15 protein-coding genes are annotated in these 19,312 nt (G+C 71.7%); 7 read left to right on the top strand and 8 right to left on the bottom strand.

The window, feature by feature from the left end; genetic code table 11:
• Positions 1-4 precede the first annotated feature (4 nt).
• The gene (locus tag IT293_11150) at positions 5-2,395 is read right to left on the bottom strand and encodes a DUF3604 domain-containing protein (GenBank protein ID MCC6765207.1); all 2,391 of its coding nucleotides are present in this window, start codon (positions 2,393-2,395) and stop codon (positions 5-7) included.
• Positions 2,396-2,573: 178 nt separating this feature from the next.
• On the opposite strand from IT293_11150, the gene IT293_11155 reads away from it, so the two are divergent.
• The 6 genes from IT293_11155 (at position 2,574) to IT293_11180 (ending at position 9,600) form a co-directional block, all read left to right on the top strand.
• On the top strand, positions 2,574-3,746 hold the full coding sequence (locus IT293_11155; GenBank protein MCC6765208.1) for a glutathione S-transferase family protein: 1,173 nt from the start codon (positions 2,574-2,576) through the stop codon (positions 3,744-3,746).
• An 82-nt stretch (positions 3,747-3,828) separates the two neighbouring features.
• The gene (locus tag IT293_11160) at positions 3,829-5,229 is read left to right on the top strand and encodes an insulinase family protein (protein ID MCC6765209.1); all 1,401 of its coding nucleotides are present in this window, start codon (positions 3,829-3,831) and stop codon (positions 5,227-5,229) included.
• 8 nt (positions 5,230-5,237) lie between these two features.
• Complete coding sequence (locus tag IT293_11165; protein ID MCC6765210.1) at positions 5,238-6,710, top strand: insulinase family protein; 1,473 nt, start codon at positions 5,238-5,240, stop codon at positions 6,708-6,710.
• A gap of 441 nt (positions 6,711-7,151) precedes the next feature.
• Positions 7,152-8,807, top strand: a complete 1,656-nt coding sequence (locus tag IT293_11170; GenBank protein ID MCC6765211.1) for an NAD(P)/FAD-dependent oxidoreductase — start codon at positions 7,152-7,154, stop codon at positions 8,805-8,807.
• A 108-nt stretch (positions 8,808-8,915) separates the two neighbouring features.
• A complete protein-coding gene (locus IT293_11175; GenBank protein MCC6765212.1) occupies positions 8,916-9,146 on the top strand; it encodes a hypothetical protein in 231 nt (76 codons plus the stop codon).
• A 7-nt stretch (positions 9,147-9,153) separates the two neighbouring features.
• Entirely contained in the window at positions 9,154-9,600 is a 447-nt protein-coding gene (locus tag IT293_11180) for a PIN domain-containing protein (protein ID MCC6765213.1), read from the top strand.
• Between the two features lie 96 nt (positions 9,601-9,696).
• Here IT293_11180 and IT293_11185 read toward each other — a convergent pair whose 3' ends face one another.
• From IT293_11185 to IT293_11215, 7 genes are all read right to left on the bottom strand, one after another.
• Positions 9,697-10,413: a DUF1566 domain-containing protein gene (locus IT293_11185; protein MCC6765214.1), complete on the bottom strand. Its 717-nt coding sequence runs from the start codon at positions 10,411-10,413 to the stop codon at positions 9,697-9,699.
• A gap of 28 nt (positions 10,414-10,441) precedes the next feature.
• The gene (locus tag IT293_11190; GenBank protein MCC6765215.1) at positions 10,442-12,955 is read right to left on the bottom strand and encodes a DUF4215 domain-containing protein; all 2,514 of its coding nucleotides are present in this window, start codon (positions 12,953-12,955) and stop codon (positions 10,442-10,444) included.
• A gap of 162 nt (positions 12,956-13,117) precedes the next feature.
• Positions 13,118-13,729 (bottom strand): N-acetyltransferase, encoded by a 612-nt coding sequence (locus IT293_11195; protein MCC6765216.1) that lies wholly within the window; start codon positions 13,727-13,729, stop codon positions 13,118-13,120.
• A gap of 107 nt (positions 13,730-13,836) precedes the next feature.
• Positions 13,837-14,850 (bottom strand): NAD-dependent epimerase/dehydratase family protein, encoded by a 1,014-nt coding sequence (locus IT293_11200; protein ID MCC6765217.1) that lies wholly within the window; start codon positions 14,848-14,850, stop codon positions 13,837-13,839.
• Positions 14,851-14,955: 105 nt separating this feature from the next.
• A complete protein-coding gene (locus IT293_11205; protein ID MCC6765218.1) occupies positions 14,956-16,038 on the bottom strand; it encodes a hypothetical protein in 1,083 nt (360 codons plus the stop codon).
• Between the two features lie 293 nt (positions 16,039-16,331).
• Positions 16,332-16,679, bottom strand: coding sequence for a hypothetical protein (locus tag IT293_11210; GenBank protein MCC6765219.1), 348 nt, complete (start codon positions 16,677-16,679; stop codon positions 16,332-16,334).
• A 263-nt stretch (positions 16,680-16,942) separates the two neighbouring features.
• Complete coding sequence (locus IT293_11215) at positions 16,943-18,109, bottom strand: aromatic ring-hydroxylating dioxygenase subunit alpha (GenBank protein MCC6765220.1); 1,167 nt, start codon at positions 18,107-18,109, stop codon at positions 16,943-16,945.
• 100 nt (positions 18,110-18,209) lie between these two features.
• On the opposite strand from IT293_11215, the gene IT293_11220 reads away from it, so the two are divergent.
• Positions 18,210-19,238: an NADP-dependent oxidoreductase gene (locus IT293_11220; protein ID MCC6765221.1), complete on the top strand. Its 1,029-nt coding sequence runs from the start codon at positions 18,210-18,212 to the stop codon at positions 19,236-19,238.
• The last annotated feature ends 74 nt before the right edge of the window (positions 19,239-19,312 follow it).

A 19,312-nucleotide genomic window follows, 5' to 3' on the forward strand; every position in this document is an offset into this window, starting at 1 on the left:
GGGGCTAACGCGAGGCTTTCAGCTTCCCGCGGAGCCCCTCCCAGACGCGGCCGTCGCTCTGGTCGTAGGCGCCGCTCGCGAGCCGGACGTCCACCCGGTGCGTCGTCGTCCCGGCGTTCGAAAGGTCCAGGCGCACGGTGTCGAGCGTCAACGTCGCGGTGCCGTGCTTGTTGATCCGGAGCCGCGCCTTCTTGACGCCGTCGACGCTGCCGGTCGGGTCGTCGTAGAGGTAGTTCCGGCCCGGGCTGCGCGTGGCGAACGCGCCCGCCGGAAGCGTCGCGGCGTAGACGGCGTCGTCGTCCGTCACGGTCACCGTGAGGCCGTTCGCGACGACGTCGAGCGCGGCGGGCAGCCGGCCGATGGTGAGCTCGAGGCGCAGCCGGTCGCTCGCCGGCGCCTTCCCGAAGCGGATCTGGCCCTTCGTGCCGAACCGCTCCGGCTGGTAGTAGATCGGCGAGGTCCAGGCGCGCTCCTGGATCGTGTCGTCGGCGAGGCCGAGGCAGCACTCGCGGTAGATCGTCGGCACCGACGCGAAGTCGGTGCAGTCGACGGCGAGCGCGTTGCAGAGCCGCTTGCTCCACCGGCAGACCGGGTTCTCGAGCACGCGGGCGTAGTAGAAGGCGCGCTCCTCGGGACGGAACGAGGGATCCTGCCAGACGGCGCAGAGCGACGACGCGCCCGTCCCCGTCGGCGCGCAGGTGGCGAGATCGACGCCCGCCTTGCCGCGGGCGTCGCCCGCGACCTCGAAGACGCGCTCGTGGACCTGACCGTCCGCGTCGGCCCAGCCCTTCACGATCTGGACGCGCTCGAGGGGGGTGCTCGGCTCGCCGTTGCCGCCGGGATCCCGCAGCGCCATGACCGCGAAGCGCGGGCTCCGCCGCCCGAGCGCGGGTCCGATCTCGCCGCCCATCGGCACGCCGTGCGTGTAGCCCTCCTCGACGAAGCTCGCGTCCTCGCACGCGCCCTTCGGGGGATGCCCGCCGAAGAAGCGGACGATCGGCCGCGTGCCGCTCGTCGCGTACGCCTCACGGCGCCGCATGGCCGCGAAGAGCGCGTCGCGCGAGTTCTCCTCCGCCCACAGGACGGTGAGGCCGCCGCCGTTGGTGACGATGCCGCCGGGCGCGATCTTCGAGAGGATGTTCTCGGCGCTGCCGTCGCGCACGCCGAGGTGTCCGGTCGTGCCGAAGTCCTCTTCGACGACACCGCCGGCGAGGCTCGAGTGGCCGTCGGTGCCGCCGACGAAGCCGAGCGCGAAGGGGTTGGCGCCGAGCACGTCCTGCAGGCGGAGGCCCTCCATGAGCGCGTTCCGGACGAAGTTCCGCGCCGGCACGGGCTGGTCCTTGAGCGTACTGGAGAAGAGCTGCTGGCGTTGCAGCTGCTCGAACCCGCAGAGCTCGTCGTTCGGCGAACTCGAGGGCTGGCACTCCGAGCTGCCCTTGTGCTGGAAGACCTCGACGAGCGTCTCGTGGCCGGCGCGCCGCTCGGCGTCGGCGCGCGTGAGCGGCGAGCCGTCGCCGTTCTTCGACTCGAACATCAGCCCGCCGCTCACGTTCGAGTTGTGCGGGATCGAGACGAAGTCGCAATTGCCCGCGGCGTCGAGGCAGTCGGTTTCGAGGACGCTCCACAAGCCCTCGACGAGGGGCTGCTCGTAGTAGCTCGTGGGCAGCGCCGGCACCTCGGCGTTCCGGAAGATGATGTTGCGGTGCAGGTTGTAGCCGTCGAGGTTGTTCGTCCACTCGTACGCCGGGAAGGTCGTGAAGGCGCACGCGTCGGTGCGGTCGTAGAACTCCTCGGCTGCGTCGAGCTCGTCCTGCCACACGAGCGCCGCCTGGGTGAGACAGTTGACGTTGCCCGGTCCGCAGAGGCCGAGCCGCATCGGGTTCGCCGCCTGGATCGTCAGCTGGAACGCGATCACGACCGCCGGGATCGGCGCGGTGATGCCGTCGGGCGGGCTCGCGAGCTCGGCGCGGGCGTCCTGGCAGATCGGGTCGTCGTAGCCCGGCAGGCCCGCGGTCAAGCAGGTGCGGATCTCGCCGAGGAACTCCGAGTGATCGGTGACGGCGGTGAAGTCGAGCGGCCGGCGGAGCTGCGCGGAGCGCGTCGGCTGGTCCAGCGCGTCGTAGGGCGGGAGCGCGATCTGCTCGCCGCGCGCGAAGCGGTAGGCGTCGCGCGGCGTCGTGCGCACCCGGACGAACGCCGCGTCGCCCGAGAAGCTCGTGTGGATGTGGGTCTCGCCGAAGAAGGGGGTCCGCAGGGGATCGTAGCTTGCGCAGTCGGCGCGGCTCTCGGTGCGGACCCAGTCCTGCTGCGGCGGATCCGCGTAGGCCGCGGCGGCGACCGACATCGCGAGACACGAGAAGGCCACGAAGGCGAACGAACGTGGGGGGCGACGCATGGAAGTCCTCCTCGCGGCCGACGGCTCGGCACGGCACCGCGAAGATCCACGAGTCTCAGGACGATCGTCCAACGTCAAGAGAAAAAACGACCGGGAGCACGCTCGGTGGCGTGATCCATGCGCTTGACGCTCTCGCGACGTGGACCTGGTGAGAAATGCGGGCTAAGCCAGCGGCGCCGTGGCGTCGCCGCGTCTCGCGCTCTGGGGGTCGGAGCTCTCGCCGTTCGCGCTCAAGGTGCGGGCGTGTCTCGACTGGGCGGGCCTCGGCTACGAATGGCTGCCCGCCGAGGGCGGACGGCTCCGCAACCTGCGCGTGAATTGGATGATCGAGCGCGCCAAGCGGGCGCGGACCGTCGAGCGCCATCCGCGTCTCGACCCGCTCGACGAGTATCCGCTCGTGCCGTTCCTCGTGGTCGACGACCGGCGCGTGCTCTACGACTCGTCGGCGCTCGCGCGGTGGATCGACGACTGCCACCCCTCCGCGCACGGACGCCTCGTGCCGACCGATCCCGCGGCCGCGTTCGTGGCGCGTCTCCTCGACGAGGCCTTCGACGAATTCGGGCTCTACATCGCGCACCACAACCGCTGGGTCGTGTCGGCGACCACCAACGACGCGGGTGCGCGGCTCGCGCGCGAGTTCCGCCGCGTGCTGCCGCCGGGCACGGGATGGATCATGGCGCGACGCTTCGCCGCGCGGCAGGTGCGGCGGCTGCCGTACCTCTTCAGCGTCGCGCCGGCGGGCTTCTCGGTCGGCCTCCGACCGGCGCTCACGCCGCCCGCGCCCGCCGGTTTCCCGCCGACACACGCGCTCCTCGGCGAGGCGTGGGTCGGCTTCCTCGCGGCCCTCGAGCCCGTGCTGGCCCGCCGTCCCTACCTTCTCGGCGCCGGCTTCACGATCGCCGACGCCGGCGTGTACGGGCAGCTCGCGATGAACCTCGCCGACCCGACGGCGGCCGACGATCTCCGCGCGCGCGCGCCACGGACGTTCGCATGGCTCCAGGCGGTCCGCGCCCGCCGGCACGCCGGCGCGAGCGGCCCACCGGCCCTCCCGCACGACCTCGCCCCGCTCCTCGACGTCGTCGCGCGCACCTTCGTGCCGCTCATGCGGCAGAACGCGCACGCCTACGCGGCGACGCGCGGGCACGGCGAGACGCTCTTCAACGAGCGCGCCTTCGACCGTGGGCGGGCGCTCTATGACGGGACGCTCCTCGGGCGCCCGTTCCGCGCGGTCGTGAAGACCTTCCAGGTGCGCGTCTGGCGGGAGCTGCGAGCGGCCTGGAGGGCGCTCGACGCCGACGCCCGCGCGCGCGTCGGCGCGCTCGTGTCCCCCGAGCCGTTCGACGCGGGATGAATCTCGCGAAGTGGGGTTGGCGAGCGCCGGGCGGCGCGGCATGATCCCGCGGCCCGGGCGCTCGGCCCGGGGGTGGAGGACGATGCGCGTACGACGGTTCCTGGCGGCGATGGGTTTGGCGACGGTCGTGGCATGCGGCGCGGCGGTGCCGGCGGCGCGGGGGGCGATCGACGTTCCGGTCGAGAAGACGACGCTCGCGAACGGCCTCACGGTACTGGTCCACGAGGATCGCGATCTTCCCGTGGTGAGCCTCTACATCTTCTTCCGCACCGGCTCGCGCAACGAGCGCCCCGGGATCACCGGCATCTCGCACCTCTTCGAGCACATGATGTTCAACGGCGGCGAGCACACGGTCGGCAAGTTCGACGAGATCATCGAAGGGAACGGCGGCTCCACCAACGGCTATACGACGCGCGACTTCACCGTGTACCTCGAGAGCTTCCCGCCCCCGGCCCTCGAGCGCGTGCTGTGGCTCGAAGCCGACCGCATGCGCGCCCTCGCCATCACGGAGAAGAACCTCGAGCAGGAGCGCGGCATCGTGAAGGAGGAGCGGCGCCTGCGCACCGACGACGATCCCGAAGGCACGATGTACGAGCAGATCTATCTCGCCGCCTACGAGGCCAGCACCTATCGCTGGGGGCCGATCGGGTTCATGGCCGACATCGGCGCGATCACGCTCGACGACGCCAAGAGCTACTTCCGCACCTACTACGCCCCCAACAACGCGACGGTGGTGCTGGCCGGCGCGGTGACCGCGCGCGAGGGCTTCGCGCTCGTCGACAAATACTTCGGCGGCATCCCGGCGCAGGCGCCGCCGCGGGCGGTCGTGAACGTCGAGCCGCCCCAGAACGGGCCGAAGACCGTCGAGTATCACAAGGTCGCCGAGCTGCCTTCGGTCGCGATCGCGTACAAGGCCGTGAGCGCGCGCCATCCCGACCGCCCCGCGCTCGACGTCCTGCAGACGATCCTCGGCCACGGACAGAGCTCGCGGCTCCATCGCGCCATCGTCCGCGAGAAGGAGCTCGCGAGCGGCGTCGATGTGAGCTTCAACTGGGGGATCGACCCGGAGCTCTTCTGGTTTTCGGGCCAGGTGCGTCCCGGCAAGAGCGCCAAGGCGCTCGCGCGGGCGATCGAGGCCGAGGTCGTGAAGCTCCGCGAGCATCCACCCGACGAGCGCGAGCTCCGCAAGGCCAAGAACCTCCTCCAGGCCGACTACGTGCGCGGGCTGAGCTCGGTCTCCGGCAAGGCGAACCAGCTCGGGTTCTACGAGGTCGTGTTCGGCGATCACCGTGAGATGTTCAAGGAGACGGAGCGGGTCGAGGCGGTGACGGCGGCCGACGTGCAGCGCGTGGCGCGCACCTACCTGGTGCCGAGCGAGCGGACGACCATCGAGCTCGTGCCCGAGCGGCCGACGGCGGGGACCCCGCCGCCACGGCCGGCCGGCGCGTCCACCGGTCCGTCGGAGCCGGGGGTGACGCGATGACGCGCCAGATGTCGCGTTCTTCGCGTGCCGCCCTCGTGCTCGCGTGCGCGGCTTCCGTGGCGGTCGGGTGCGCGCCGCGCGGCGCGCTCTTCGGCGCGAGCCGGTCGACGCCGCCGTCGATCGGGCCGCCGGCGGCCGCGGTCACGATGCCGCGGGTCACCGAGCGGGTCCTCGCGAACGGCCTCACGGTGCTCGTCTCGGAGTACCACGCGCTGCCGATCATGCGCTTCCACCTCCTCCTCCCCGGCGGTGCGGCGTACGATCCGGCCGGCAAGGAGGGCGTCGCCGAGCTCACGGCCGAGCTCCTGGACCAGGGCACGATCCGGCGTAGCGCCGAGGACCTCGCGCGCGAGGTCGAGTTCCTCGGCGGCCAGCTCGGTGCCGATGCCGGCACCGACTTCTCCACGGTCGGGGGGGAGTTCCTGAGCAAGGATTTCGATGCCGGTCTCGATCTCTTCAGCGACGTGGTGTTGCATCCTGCCTTCCGCGCCGACGAGCTGAAGCGCACGCGGGGCCTCATGCTCGCCGGCCTCGTCTCCGGACGCGACAACCCGGCCACGGTCGCCGAGACTTGCTACGCGCGCTGGCTCTACGGCGCGCACCCCTACGGCCACCTCTCGCGCGGCACCGAGGGGAGCGTGCGGCGTCTCGGCGGCCCCGACGTGCAGCGTTTCTACGCGCGGCACTACGTGCCCGACCACGCCATCCTCGTCGTGATCGGGGACGCGCCGAGCGCCGACATCCTCGCCAGGGTCGAGCGCGCCTTCGGCGGATGGAAGCGGGGCGGAGCGGCGGTCGAGCCGCCGGCGGCGCCGAGCCGCATCAGCGGTCGGCGCATCCTGCTGGTCGACAAGCCCGACGCCACCCAGACCCACATCCGCATCGGCAACATCGCGATCGCCCGTACCGATCCGAGCTACGTGGCCGCCAACGTCACCAGCACGATCCTCGGCGGCGGGTTCGGGGCGCGGCTGATCGACGAGCTGCGCGTGAAGCGGAGCCTCACCTACGGCGCGTGGAGCGGCTTCGCCGCGCGTAAGGCGCCGGGCGATTTCCGGGTCGGCACGTTCACCAAGGTCGAGACGACGGGCGAGGCGCTCGAGGTCGCGCTCGGCGTGCTCGACGGCTTCGCGGCGAAGGGCGCGACGTCCGAGGAGCTGGCGCGGGCGCAGAGCCTGCTGACGGGCCAGTTCCCGAAGCAGCTCGAGACGCCGGGCGCCGTCGCGGGGAAGCTCGCGGAGCTCGCCGGGTTCGGGCTCCCGCGGAGCGATCTCGAGGCCTATCCGGCGCGCGTGAACGCGACCTCGCTCGCGGACGTGGCGCGTCTCGCCCGGCGCTGGGTGCCGACCGCCGACGCCGCGATCGTCGTCGTGGGCCCGGCCGAGCGCATCGCGCCGCAGCTCGCGAAGTTCGGGACGGTGGAGCGAACGACGCCCGCCGGCTGCGAGGGGCCGCAGGCGCCGACGGCGGCGGGTCGCTGAGACGCAGCAGTTCGATCACGCAGCGGAGGCTCGCTCTGGCGCGCGCTGTCTTCGTTCGGTGTCGGCGGTGGGGTGAGTCCGCGATGGCCCTTCGCCGGGATCATGCCACCCGGCGCGTAGGGCCCGCCGGTGCCGGCCTGGCTTGCGCACCCTCTCCGAGGGCACGGCGAGCGAGCTGCGGTTCCCCGAGCCATCGCGGACCCACCCCACCGCCGAAGCGTCGCAGCACGGACCAAGCGATCGGCGCCCCGACCCGCTCGCCTGCGGCCACCGCCTCCGAATTGCTCCGCCGCGTGAGAATCGAACCGAGACACTACCGGCCGCCGGGCGCGCTTGCTCCCATTCGCGCGAATCGGCGGGCGGGAAATTCCGGCGGCGGCGAATCGGCTTCCGCGAAGCCGGCGATTCCGCCGCGGCACGGCGCGTGCTCGTGCCCCCGGCATGCGCGATAGCCCGCTCGAGCAGAACGAGAGTCATGCCGCGGCCGTCCGGAGCCATCCCGACCGTTTCCGGCGCCCGGTGGCCGAGGGGTACGACGTCGTGGTGGTGGGCGCCGGGCCCGGGGGGCTCGTCGCCGCGGCGCTCGCGGCCCGCGCCGGCAAGCGCGTGCTCGTGCTCGACGGCCACTACGTCGCCGGCGGCAACGCCACGGTGTTCCGGCGCAAGCGCTGGGAGTTCGACGTGGGCATCCACTATCTCGGCGACTGTCAGCCGGGCGGGCTGATCCCGCGCATCCTGGAGGCGTGCGGTGCGCGCGGGGTGCGGTTCCTGCCGATGGACCCGGAGCTCGAGCAGCTGAGCTTCCCCGACTTCGACTTCTGCATCCCGCGCGACCGCGCCGAGTTCGAGGCGCGGCTGCTGGCCCGCTTCCCCGCCGAGGCCCGCGGCATCCGCCGCTGGTTCCGCTTCCTCCGCCAGGTCGAGCGCGTCACGACCGCGATGTCCTCGGGCGTGCGCTGGCGGGAGATCCTCGCGCTGCTCCGTTCGCCCCTGGTGCTCCGCTACGGTCGCGGCCCGCTCGGGCGGTTGCTCGACGACTGCACGAGCGATCCGCGGCTGCGCGCGGTGCTCACCGCGCAGAACGGCACCTACGCGATCGACCCGGCGCGCGTGTCGGCGGTGCTGCACGCGGGATTGCAGAACCACTACTTCGTGAGCGGCGGCTGGTACCCCGAGGGCGGGGGCCAAGTCCTCGCCGACCGCCTGGCGGAGGCGATCGAGGCCGCGGGCGGCGAGATCCGCCTGCGCTCGCGCGTGCGCCGCATCCACGTGGAGGACGGCCGCGTGACCGGCGTGACGTTCGACAACAAGCATCTCGGGACGGTCCGAGTGGCGGCGCCGATCGTCGTCAGCAACGCCGACTTGAAGCGCACCGTGCAGGAGCTCGTCGGCGCCGAGCACTTCCCGCCCGAGGTCGTCGAACGCGTCCGGCGCTTCGAGATGGCGCTCCCGCTCTTCGTCGTCTTCCTCGGGCTCGACGTTCCGGCCGAGCGCTTGCCCTACGGCAACGTCAATCGCTGGTGGTTCGGCGACTACGATTTCGCGGCCGCCTACGCGCGCGTCACGCGCGGCGAGATGCCGGACGTCCCGTTCCTCTACGTCGCGACCGCGTCGCGCAAGGATCCGACGAACACGCGGCTCGCGCCGCCCGGGCACACGAACCTCCAGCTGATGACGATCGCCCCGCCGCAGCTCGCCTTCTGGGGCGTGAGCGCGCAGGAGGTGGTGGACGGTACCTACGAAGCGAACGAGGGCTATCAGGCGGTGAAGCACGCGCTCATGGAGCGGCTGATCGCCGCCGCCGAGCAGGTCGTTCCGGGCCTCGGCGCGCACATCGTCTATCGCGAGGCCGCGACGCCCCTCACGCACACGCGCTACACCGGCTCGACCGGCGGCACCTCGTACGGCATCGCGGCGACCCCCGGGCAGTTCCTCGAGCGGCGGCCGGGCGCGGCGACGCCGGTCGAGGGGCTCTTCCTCGCGGGCGCCTCGACGCGGGCCGGACACGGCATCGTCGGGGCGATGACCTCCGGGGTGCAGGCGGCCGACCGCCTGCTCGGGGACGGCTGCGCCGCCCGCATCCTCGGATCGCGCTGACGCTGCCCGCGCCGGCGCGCGCACCCGCCGACCGTCAGATCGACCGCGATTCCGGCGCCGGGCCATGCCACATTGACACCTGGGTGGGTAGTCAATACACCTGTATGCATGAAGCGCACCACCCTGGTGCTGGAGGACGCCTGCATCGACGGCGTCCGCGAGCTGGCGCGCCGCGAGGGCCGGCAGCTCTCGGACGTCGTGAACGAGCTCCTCGCCGACGGTCTGCAACGTCGTCGAGCGCGGCGGGCGCGTGCGTTCGCGCTGCCGAGCTTCTCGATGGGGCGGCCCAGGGTCAATCTCGGCGATCGGAACGCGCTCGAAGCCTTGATGGACTCGTGACCACGCGGTGTCGGGTCTCGTCGACACGAACGTGTTGCTCTACGGCGCCAACGCGGATGCCGACGAGTATGCCGTCGCCCGCGTGTTTCTGAGCGCCGTGGGACGGGCACCGGACCCTTGGTACCTGACCGACGGTATCGTCTACGAGTTCCTGCGCGTCGCGACCCATCCGAAGGTGTTCCCGCAACCACTCACGTGGCGCGATGCGCTCGCGTTCCTCCAACCGTTCCTCGAGGCGGCCAACGTCCACGTGTTGCGCGCTACCGACGCGCACTGGGCGCTCCTGCCGCGCGTCCTCGAGCGCCTGACCCACCCGAGCGGGAATCTCTTCTTCGACGTGCGTACGGTGGTGACCATGCGCGAGCACGGCCTGCGGCGCATCTACACGACCGACGTCGATTTCCTCCAGTTCGACGACCTCGAGGTCGTGAACCCTCTGCGCGCCGCGCGCTAAAGTCGACGACGGTACGTCGGCCGCGTGCGCACCTGCCGTCGCGCGCACGAGCGACGCCATCGCCGAGGGCTCCCACCGCGGGGGCGGACGGAGGACCTACAAGCCGCCGCGCACCGCTCGCACCATGCTCGTCTGGTGCGTGTAGTTGTAGAAGACGTAGCCGGTTCCGAAGTGCACGGTCCAGGCGAACCTCGGCAAGCCCGGCACGTTGGTGCTCGCCCAGTACAGGGAGCCGTTGGTCGGCCCGAACCCCGGCGGGATGCAGGGGTTCTCCGCGCACGGGTACCCTTGCGACAGGATCGTCTCGAGCTCGCCGCGCGTCGGCAGCCGCCAATCGCACTGGCCGGCGAAGCAACCGCCGTTCAATGTCGCGAGGAAGGTGGTGAAGACGGCTCCGTCCGCCGCCGGTGAGGTCATCGAGGTCGCGCTCCAATCGTAGAAGTCGTCTTTATCGTGCACGCCGCCGTCGTCGGTCTTCATCTCCCACTGGAGGCCGGTGAGGTTGTCGACGACGGTCGTCCCGGCGACCTCGACGAAGCGATCCGTGTCGCAGCTCGATCCGGTGCCGAGCGCCTGGGTCCAGAGCTTCGCCCATGCCGCCTGGTACTTGACGCGGCACTTGCCGACCGCGGCGGAGAGCTTGTCGTGATCGCCCGTCGCCACGACGACGCTCGCGGCCTTCTGCTCGCAGGCGGCGAACCGGGCGGCCGCCGAGACGCGGCCCTTCTGACAGGCAGCTTCAGGGTCGCCGGCCGCGAGGGCGATGGACGCGGAGGCGACCGAGAGGATCAGGACGATCGCCGGGCGGAACATCCTCGGGGTGGCTTCGTCCGGGGGTGCCTCAGTCGTCGTCGAAGCGCAGCGCCTGCGCGATGTCGAGCGTCCCGACGACGGGCAGGGCCACGTCCATGTTGACGTTCGGGGCGACGATGCTGGCGGGACCGTTCTCCGTCCACGCGCCGCAGTCGAAGGGCTTGCCCGGGAGCGTCACGACCGTTTGCGCGCCGCCCTGCCGGGGATTCAGGATCGTGCTCTTGGCGATTGCGGTCGTGAAGGCGGTCTCGACGGTCGGGGCCGGCGAGTAGTCGGCGTCCTCGCACGGCGTGACGCCGTCCGGTGTCTGCGCCGCCGTCGCGCGGACGCGGATCACTGCCGCTCCCGCGCCGGAGTCGCCGGCGCCGGCGCCGACCGTGATCGTCGGCGTGCCGTTCGCGCCGAGCCCGGCGCTGTCGACGACGAGGTCCACGTCGTAGTTGGTGCCGCCGTCGCAGTCGATCTCGCCGGCATGCGCGGGATCCTGCTCGATGCGGAGGCACACGCGTCCGGGGCCGGCGATGGAGGGGACGCTCGCGCCGATGTACGCCGTCGCCGTCAGGTAGAGCGCCGTCCTGCCGTTGACGTCGGGGATGCCGGCCTCGAGGTGGAGCGGTCCGGGGTTGAAGTTCCCCTGGGTGCCGTTGTTGATGCCGAACGTCGGTGTGACGCTGAGCCAGCTCGACTCTCCGTCGTCCGTCACCATCGAGGTCGACGGCCCCGGCGCGACGCTGAAGTCGAGCGCCCCGAGCAGCGAGCCCGTGAGGCAGACGCATCCGAAGCAGGTCTCGCCGGGGGCGCACTCCGCGTCCGCTTCGCAGGCCTCGCCGGCGACGGGATCGATGATGCCGTCGCCGCAGCGGCGCAGCGTGCAGTCGGTGCGGCACGCCGCGTCCGGCGCGTCGGAGTTGGCGGCGCCGTCGTCGCATTGCTCGCCCGCGGTCGTGACGCCGTCGCCGCAGAAGAGCTCGGGGCAGTGCAGGTCCTGGCCGGGGTTCTCGCGGCCCGGCGAGTCCGAGAACTCCGTGCACGTGAGGTCGAAGAGGCCGGCGTCCGTGCAACTGCCGGAGAGGTCCCATTCGGCGGTGCTGGTGGCACGGCCGATCTGGCTGCGCTTCTCGAACGAGACGCCGGTCTTGAAGCCCTGGTCGACGCCCGCGCTGTACGGCGTCACCTGGAAGAGCGGCCCGAAGCTGCCGACGCCGGGCACGGTGCCCTCGTAGCTGACGGCATCCGCGAGCCCGCCCTGCGGATCGAGCAGCAGGATCCCGTCGGGACACTGCCACCCGTTCGAATTGAGGAAGTCTCCGTTCTGGAGGTTCGTCTCGGTGCTCGGCGCCGGGAGCACGAGATCGCAGTCGCCGGCCGCGACGTGGCGTGCCGACGTGTAGCTGAAGCACGCCACCACGAACCCGACGCCGAGGCCGGTATCGTCGGGGACGATCGTGCCCGCCGGGATGACCGACGTGAAGTTGGCATTGCCCGTCGTGACGCCGACGAAGCCCGTGAAGCCGCAGCCGCTGTTGCCTTCGACCGCCACGATCGCGTAGCCGCCGAGATCGGTCCCGGCGGGCGCCGCGATCTCGACGAACTCGTCGCGGTCGATGTTCCCGCCCTGGGCGATGTCGTCGTAGTCGAATTCGTTGATCCAGGGCTTCACCGCCGCGCCGACGCAGGTTGAGCCGACGCAGACGTCGCCGCTCGTGCAGAGGTCGCCGTCGGTGCACGGCCCGCCGTCCTCGGCCGCGCAGGTCGCCGAGCAGCAGTCGCCGTCGACGACGTTGCCGTCGTCGCATTGCTCGCCGGGGTCGACGATGGCGTCGCCGCACGCCTCGACGGTGCAGTCGGCGCGACAGCCATCGCCCGGTGCGATGTTGCCGTCGTCGCAAACTTCGGTGCCGGACGTGACGCCGTTGCCGCACGCGGTCGGCGTGCAGTTGGCGTCGCACCCGTCGCCGCTCTGCAGGTCACCGTCGTCGCACACCTCGTTCGGGTCGACGATGCCGTCGCCGCAGATCGGCTGGCACGCGACGGTCGGGCCCTTGCCGCCGATCCGGCTGGCCTCGTTGGCCTTGAAGGTCGTGAAGCGGCCGCAGTAGCGCGTGTCACCGATCCGGAGCCGCACCTCGGCGAAGTCGACGGGACCCGTGAGCGGCGAGAGGGCCGCGCCCTTCATCTTGATGGCGAGCTTGCCGCCCTTGTACGTGATGCGTTGCACGCCGCCCGCGGCGCCGAGCTTGTCCTTGTACGCGAAGCCGCCCCCGGCGATCGCCCAGTTGGCGCAGGGAAGGCTGATCTCGGTTTTCACCTGGCTCGACGACGAGAGCCGCAGCGCCGAGGTCGCGGGGCAGAGCGGGTTCGTGAGCGCGTAGAGTTCCGGGTCCTTCACGAAGCCGATGCTCGTGGATGGCGGCTTGCCGGGCTTCGCCTTGACGTTCAGCGTACGGCCGCCGACGAGGGTCGTCTGGGCGTCGGCAACGGAGGCCAGCAGGAGGCCGGCGGCGAGGGTGGCTCCGAGGAGCGAGCGCGGGCGCATGAACATGAAGGGAGAACCTCCGTCGGCGAATGTTGGCGCGCGGTTACGGGAAACTGCCCGATCGGTCAAGACGCACAGCGTTACGCGCGGCCCCGCCGTCACTTTGCCGGCGCGGCACAGGCGCCGGCAAAGTGACGGCGGGCGGCGCGCCCGTGGGGACGGCGTCCCTCACGAGCCCGGGGTCGCTCCGGCCGTCGGGCGCTGGCGGGGCCGCGCCCGACGGCGATAGCGCAGGATGCGCGCGGGTACGCCGGCGACGATCGCAAGCGGCGGCACGTCGCGGGTCACGACCGCGGCCGCGCCGACCACGCTCTCCCGCCCGATGGTGACACCGGGAAGGACGACCGCGTTCACGCCGACGTCGGCGCCGCGCTCGATGCGTACGGGCTCCGCGGCGACGTCGGCGTCGATCGCGGGCGGGTCGGGGGGCAGTCCGGTGTGCGCCGAGCCGAGGATGCGCACCCCCGGGCCGATCCCGACGTCGTCCTCGATCACCAGGTCGCGGGCGTCGAGGTAGGCCTGCGGTCCGATCCAGACCCGCGTACCGATGCGGCACGTCCCGCCGCTTCGTCCCTGCAGGTAGGCCTGCGCTCCGATGAAGACCCCGTCGGCCACCTCGAAGGTCTCGGCGTGCAGGAAGCCGGCGCCGGGCTCGATGCGGACGCCGTCGCCGACGCGCACCGCGAGGGCTCGTAGCACGGCGCGCCGCATGAGCGCGTCGAAGTCGCTCGTGCCGTCGACGAAACGACCCCAGAGCTCGGCGATCGTCTTCGGCGTCATCGTCGCGCGGAGGTGGGCCGCGAGCCCGCGTTCGAACTCGGCGTCGGGCACGATGGGCCGCCGCGCGTGGGTCGCGGGCAGGCGCGAGACCGGTACGCGACGCGGACTCACGAACGTGCCTCCGGGTCGCGCCGGCGCTCGGTGTAGAACGCGACGGCATCGCGGATCGCGGCCTCGATCGGCCGCGGCTCCCAGCCGAGCTCGGTGCGCGCCTTCGACGCGTCCGTGTCGGGGATGCGACGGGAGCATTCGAGGGACGCCATCGTCATCGTGGTCTCGATGCCGAGGAGGCGCGCGACGGTCTCGATCGCCCGGACCCCCACCTCCATGATCGGCGTCGGCACGTGCCAGCGCGGCGGGCGTGCACCCCCGGCCCGCGCGGCGAGCTCGAGGAGCTCGCGGAACGTGAGCCAGCGCTCGGCGACGATGTAGCGCTCGCCGACGCGGCCTTGCGTCTCCGCGAGCAGGAGCGCGCGCGCCGCGTCGTCCACGTCCACCGACGGGCCGCCGCCATTCCAGGAGAAGAGCATGCGGCCGCGTGCGGCCTTCCGGACGAGATTGCCGTGCGGCGTTGGCGCCCAGTCGCCGGCGCCGTACGTGTTGCCGACACACAGCGCGAGGCCGGGCAGGCCGCGCTCGCGGCAGGCGGTGAGGAAGAGGCGTTCGGCCTCGACGCGCGACCGTACGTAGGCGGGCACGTCCTCGCCCGGATCGATCGCGTCCTCCTCGGTCGCGCGGCCGCCGTTCACGGGCCGTCCGATGGTCGCGATCGAGCTTGTGAAGACGAAACGGCGGACGCCGGCAGCGAGCGCAGCGTCGATCACGTTCCGCAGTCCGTCGACGTTCACGCGAAAGAGGGGCGCCGAGTCGTGCAGCCAGGCGCGCGTGTCGACCGCGCAGTGGAAGACGCTTCCGCAGCCCTCCATGGCGGCTCGCAGCGACGCCGGGTCGAGGACGTCGCCGCGCGCCCGCTCGACCGCGAGGTCGTCGATCGCGCGCGTGTCGCTGGTCGCGCGGACGAGGACGCGGACGGCACGTCCGGCGGCGACGAGCTGTCGGGTGACGTGGCTGCCGAGGAAGCCGTTCGCGCCGAGGACGAGGGCTTTCGGGGTCGCCGGCACGAGCGGCGGTGTACCGCCAACGGGGCCCGGGCGCCAAGCGCCCGCCTCCGGCGCGGGCAGGAGCGCGTGATCGGCTCCTGCCCGCGCCGGGCGGTCATCGAGCGTTTACTGGCAATTGCAGCTGCCGCCCGGGACGGGACCGACGGCGACGCAGGCCAGGCCAGCGGGACAGGCGCCGAGGCATTGCGGATTGCCTGCGAGCGCGCCGCAGGGCGGCGGCGTTCCCGTCTCGCAGAAGCAGGAGGTCGGCCCGTTCGGCACGCATGCCTCTCCCGAGTTCGGGCACGCGCCATCGCAGGTCGGGGCGTTCGTGCCGCCACAGGGCGGATTGGTCGGCGGCCGGCAGTCGCATCCGCCGGCCGTGTTCACGACGCACACCTCGGTCGGATCCGGACAATCGCCGCTGCATTGCGGGACCGCCGTCGGATCGAGGCTGCACGGATGACTACAGATGCAGCCGTCGTCGGGCGCCACCCGACATTGGTCGCGCGGGTCGGGGCAGGGACCGGCGCAGACGTGCGCGCCCGCGGACTGGCAGGCGGGATCCGGCTCGCGACAATCGCAGTCGGCGGTGCCGTCGGCGTTGATCACGAACACGCATTGCTGCGGATTCCCGTTCGCCGAGAGCGGGCACGGTCCGGCGCACTGACCACCGCCGGCCACGGTGTTGAAATCGCACCCGGGTGTGCGGGTCGCGGTGGGCGTCTCGGTCGGCGCGAGCGGCGTCGCCGTCGCCGTCGGCACCGGCGTCGGATGCAGGATCTCCTTGGTGGCCGGTGCGCACAGGAACTTCGGTGGTTTCACCGTGACGTCGCGGGATCCGAACTGATCGTCGACGAGCAGCGTGGGCAGCGTCTGCTTCGGACACGCGAGCTTGTAGCAGAGGTAATCGTAGGCTTTCGGTCCCGGGGCTGCGCCCGGGGGCGGCGGCTGCACGTTCTGCTTGACGACGTCGATGCAGAACAGCTTGGCGGGCACGATCAGCTTGCACCCCGTTTCGAGATTGAAGGGCGGGCGCTGTTCCGGAAGCAGATCGACCTTGTAGACGGCTTTCTGCGCATAGTCCTTGATGGCGTAGCATTTCAGGTGATCGAAGAGGGGAACCAACTGTGCGGTCGCGACCGAGGTCGTGGCGAGCGTGAGGAGGGCCGCTCCGCATGCGATCCAACGTCCATGTCGAATGCTCATGGTGTGCTCCTTCGTCGAGCTGCCGTGGACGAACAATGGGCGAACGCGGACGAACGCTCGGGAGCGCGCGGCGGGGCGCGCGGCCGCGAAGGCGCCGGGTGGCCGCGTGGAGCGGACACGGGCGTGTCACGAGCGCACAGGACAGCCATCACCTCTCCTGTCCCGAACCGTTGAAACCGTCTCTCGCGGAAGGAACCGGAACGTGGCTAACCGGGAGCTCCCAGGAACGCCAAGGCGTTTCCTAGGACCGGCACGGGCCGCCTGTCAACGAAATTCTCGTCGGGAAGCTTTCGTCAGGACGTGGCGCGACGGAAGGTCGGCTCCGCCCGTGGAGCGGCCGCGCTGGCGGCCCGGCGGCGGTCGCGCACCGCGAAGATGCGGCGGCGGAGGGAGCCGGGCTCGAATCCGAGCACGTTGCAGACGCTCTCGTAGGCGTAGAGGTGCGTGTCCTCAGACGACGCGAACCAGGCGTGCGCCTCCTCGTAGAGCGCGCGCTGCTTGCGGTCGGACGACGCGCAGTAGTTGAGGAAGCAGCGCGAGGCCTCCTCCAGCACCGCGATCATGAGGGCCCGCTCGGGCTCGGGCAGGCCCGACCGGGGCGCGTGGAACTCCGACGCCAGTACGGCGTCGGGCTCGAACATGTGGTTCTCGGAGTCCATTACGGTAGCGGGCGGCGCCGCCCGCGGGGCGGGCGGCGCCTCGTCTCCTCCAGTCGTTGCGTCGATCGTCGGGTGCGGCGGTGCGAACCGGATCTGCCGAAGGGCGATCCGCAGGGTAAGAACGAATCGGTCGAGGTCAACCCGCGACGACCGGCCGCATCGCGTCGGCGTACGCCGACACGGAGCTCGTCAGCGAGGCGGTGACGTACGTGCCTGCGTCGGGCCCGGAAGCCGTCCGCGACGCCTCACGCCGTCGCCTCGGGAACGACGCCGCGCGCGGCGAGCGCGTCACGGAGCGTGCGGTGGAAGTGCTGGATCGCGCCTTCGGCGCGGCCGAACTCGAGCCACGCGTTGGCGCCGCTCGCGAGGCCTTCCTGCACGGCGATCGTGGCGGCGTTGTCCTCGGCCGCGCCGGCGGCGATGAGCGCGGCGCCCTCGGCGGAGGTGGCGCGCAGGCGCGGCGCCGCCGGGACGCCTCCCGCGGTGCCGTTGCGTTGGTCCGCCGCCGTGACCCAGGTGAGGAAGCGCGTGCGGTCGATCGCGACCGGCTCGATCGCGACCACGAAGACGAAGTGCGGGAACGTGGCGACCATGACGTTCGGGAAGAGGTGGTAGACGTAGGTGAGCTTGCCGTCGACGCGCCACTCGGCGGCCGGCCGGGCGCGTAGCCGCTCGATCGCGCGATAGGGAAACGTGATCCGCGTGTACGGTCCGACGTGCTCGACGACGTTCAGGTTGTCGTACTGCACCGGGTAGAACGTGTCCCGGTGGGTCGAGCGGATGTGGTAGCCCTCGAGGAACGACTCGACGAAGACCTTCCAGTTGACGGGCAGCTCCTGGTCGGTCGCCTGGACGAGGCGGTTCCCGGCGGGGACGAGGGCCGGCCACCCGTCGAGCTCGGGGTCGGCCGCGACGGCGGGCTCCTGGCACATGAACACGAGTCCGTGCGTCTCGACGGTCGGCAGCGCGACGAGGCCGCGCTGCGCCTGATCGAGCCCCGGAAAGGCGTCCGCATGCGGCACGTGGCGGAGCGCGCCGTCGAGCCCGTAGGTCCATCCGTGGTAGCGGCAGACGAACGCCTTGGCGCAGCCGTCGCCGGTGGCGACGCGCGCGCCGCGGTGGCGGCACGCGTTCCGGAAGACGCGGGCGCACCCGTCGGTGCCGCGCACCGCGACGAGCGGCGTTCCGGCCGCCGTGCGTGCGAGATACGATCCCGTTTCGGGCAGGGCCGCGGACGGGCAGAAAGCCGCGATGCGGCCGCGCAACAGCTCGAGCTCGGCCGCGTAGCGCGCGGCCGACCGATAGTGGGCCACGGGCTCGCGCCACACACCCTCCGCGAGATCGGTCCCGCCCCGGTCCATGTGGTCGAAGAGCCGCCGCGCCACGTCCGCGTCGCTGAGCCATGCCGTCATGTCGCACTCCTCCGGACGGAGTGAATCATGATTCGCGCGCCAAGGAACAGCCTGGTGTCGGCACGGCGCCCGTGCGAAGGTCCCGCGCCGGAGGACAGCAATGAGCACGACCGTGAGCCGCGAGATCCACCTGAAGAAGCGTCCCGTCGGGATGCCGACGGCCGCCGACTTCGAGCTCGTCGACGTCCCGATTCCGACGCCGGCCGCCGGACAGTTCCTGGTGCGGAACGTCTTCATGTCGGTCGATCCCTACATGCGCGGCCGCATGATGGACCGCCCGAGCTACATCCCGCCGTTCGAGGTCGGGCAGGTGATGGACGGCGGCTCGGTCGGGCAGGTGATGAAGTCCGAGCACCCGGGCTTCGCCGCCGGCGACTACGTCTGCGGCGTCGCCACCGGCGGCTGGCGCGAGTGGTGGCTCTCCGACGGGACGATGATGCAGCAGGTCGATCCCGCCCTCGCGCCGCTGCAGGCGTACCTCGGCGTGCTCGGCATGCCGGGGATCACCGCGTACGCGGGGCTCCTGCGCATCGGGCAGCCGAAGGAGGGCGAGACGGTCTTCGTGTCGGCGGCCGCAGGCGCGGTCGGGTCGGTGGTGTGTCAGGTCGCCAAAGCGAAGGGCTGCCGCGTGGTCGGCTCCGTCGGGTCGGACGCGAAGGCCGACTGGCTCCGCCGCGAGGCCGGCGTCGACGCGATCGTGAACTACAAGACCTGCGGCAGTCTGCTGGCGGCGGTGAAGGCCGCGGCGCCGCGGGGCATCGACGTGTACTTCGAGAACGTCGGCGGCGAGCATCTCGAGGTCGCGCTCGAGCTCATGAACCGCTTCGGGCGCATCGTCGCGTGCGGGATGATCAGCCAGTACAACGCGACCGAGCCGCCGCCCGGCCCGCGCAATCTCGGCCTCGTCATCGGCAGGAGCCTCACCCTGCAGGGCTTCATCGTGTCGGACTACCTCGACATGGTCCCGAGTTTCTTCGCCGACATGGGGCAGTGGGTGCGGGAAGGCAAGATGAAGTGGGAGGAGACGATCGTCGACGGCATCGCCAGGGCGCCCGAGGCGTTCCTCGGCCTCTTCAGCGGCGTCAACGCCGGCAAGATGCTCGTGCGATTGGGTCCCGACCGCGCGTGAGCGGCCGGCGGCGTCGTGGCTCGTCCTGGAACGGGACGGCGCGGATGCGCTACCACGGCCACGCGCGCTGACGT

It is taken from the genome of Deltaproteobacteria bacterium (assembly GCA_020848745.1).
Classification (GTDB): Bacteria; Desulfobacterota; Binatia; order UTPRO1; family UTPRO1; genus UTPRO1.

Coding starts and splice junctions, on each gene's coding strand:
- IT293_11205 (MCC6765218.1), bottom strand. CDS start 16,038: ATGAGCATTCGACATGGACGTTGGATCGCATGCGGAGCGGCCCTCCTC.
- IT293_11195 (MCC6765216.1), bottom strand. CDS start 13,729: ATGACGCCGAAGACGATCGCCGAGCTCTGGGGTCGTTTCGTCGACGGC.
- IT293_11185 (MCC6765214.1), bottom strand. CDS start 10,413: ATGTTCCGCCCGGCGATCGTCCTGATCCTCTCGGTCGCCTCCGCGTCC.
- IT293_11175 (MCC6765212.1), top strand. CDS start 8,916: ATGAAGCGCACCACCCTGGTGCTGGAGGACGCCTGCATCGACGGCGTC.
- IT293_11215 (MCC6765220.1), bottom strand. CDS start 18,109: ATGACGGCATGGCTCAGCGACGCGGACGTGGCGCGGCGGCTCTTCGAC.
- IT293_11170 (MCC6765211.1), top strand. CDS start 7,152: ATGCGCGATAGCCCGCTCGAGCAGAACGAGAGTCATGCCGCGGCCGTC.
- IT293_11150 (MCC6765207.1), bottom strand. CDS start 2,395: ATGCGTCGCCCCCCACGTTCGTTCGCCTTCGTGGCCTTCTCGTGTCTC.
- IT293_11220 (MCC6765221.1), top strand. CDS start 18,210: ATGAGCACGACCGTGAGCCGCGAGATCCACCTGAAGAAGCGTCCCGTC.
- IT293_11210 (MCC6765219.1), bottom strand. CDS start 16,679: ATGTTCGAGCCCGACGCCGTACTGGCGTCGGAGTTCCACGCGCCCCGG.
- IT293_11190 (MCC6765215.1), bottom strand. CDS start 12,955: ATGTTCATGCGCCCGCGCTCGCTCCTCGGAGCCACCCTCGCCGCCGGC.
- IT293_11165 (MCC6765210.1), top strand. CDS start 5,238: ATGTCGCGTTCTTCGCGTGCCGCCCTCGTGCTCGCGTGCGCGGCTTCC.
- IT293_11160 (MCC6765209.1), top strand. CDS start 3,829: ATGCGCGTACGACGGTTCCTGGCGGCGATGGGTTTGGCGACGGTCGTG.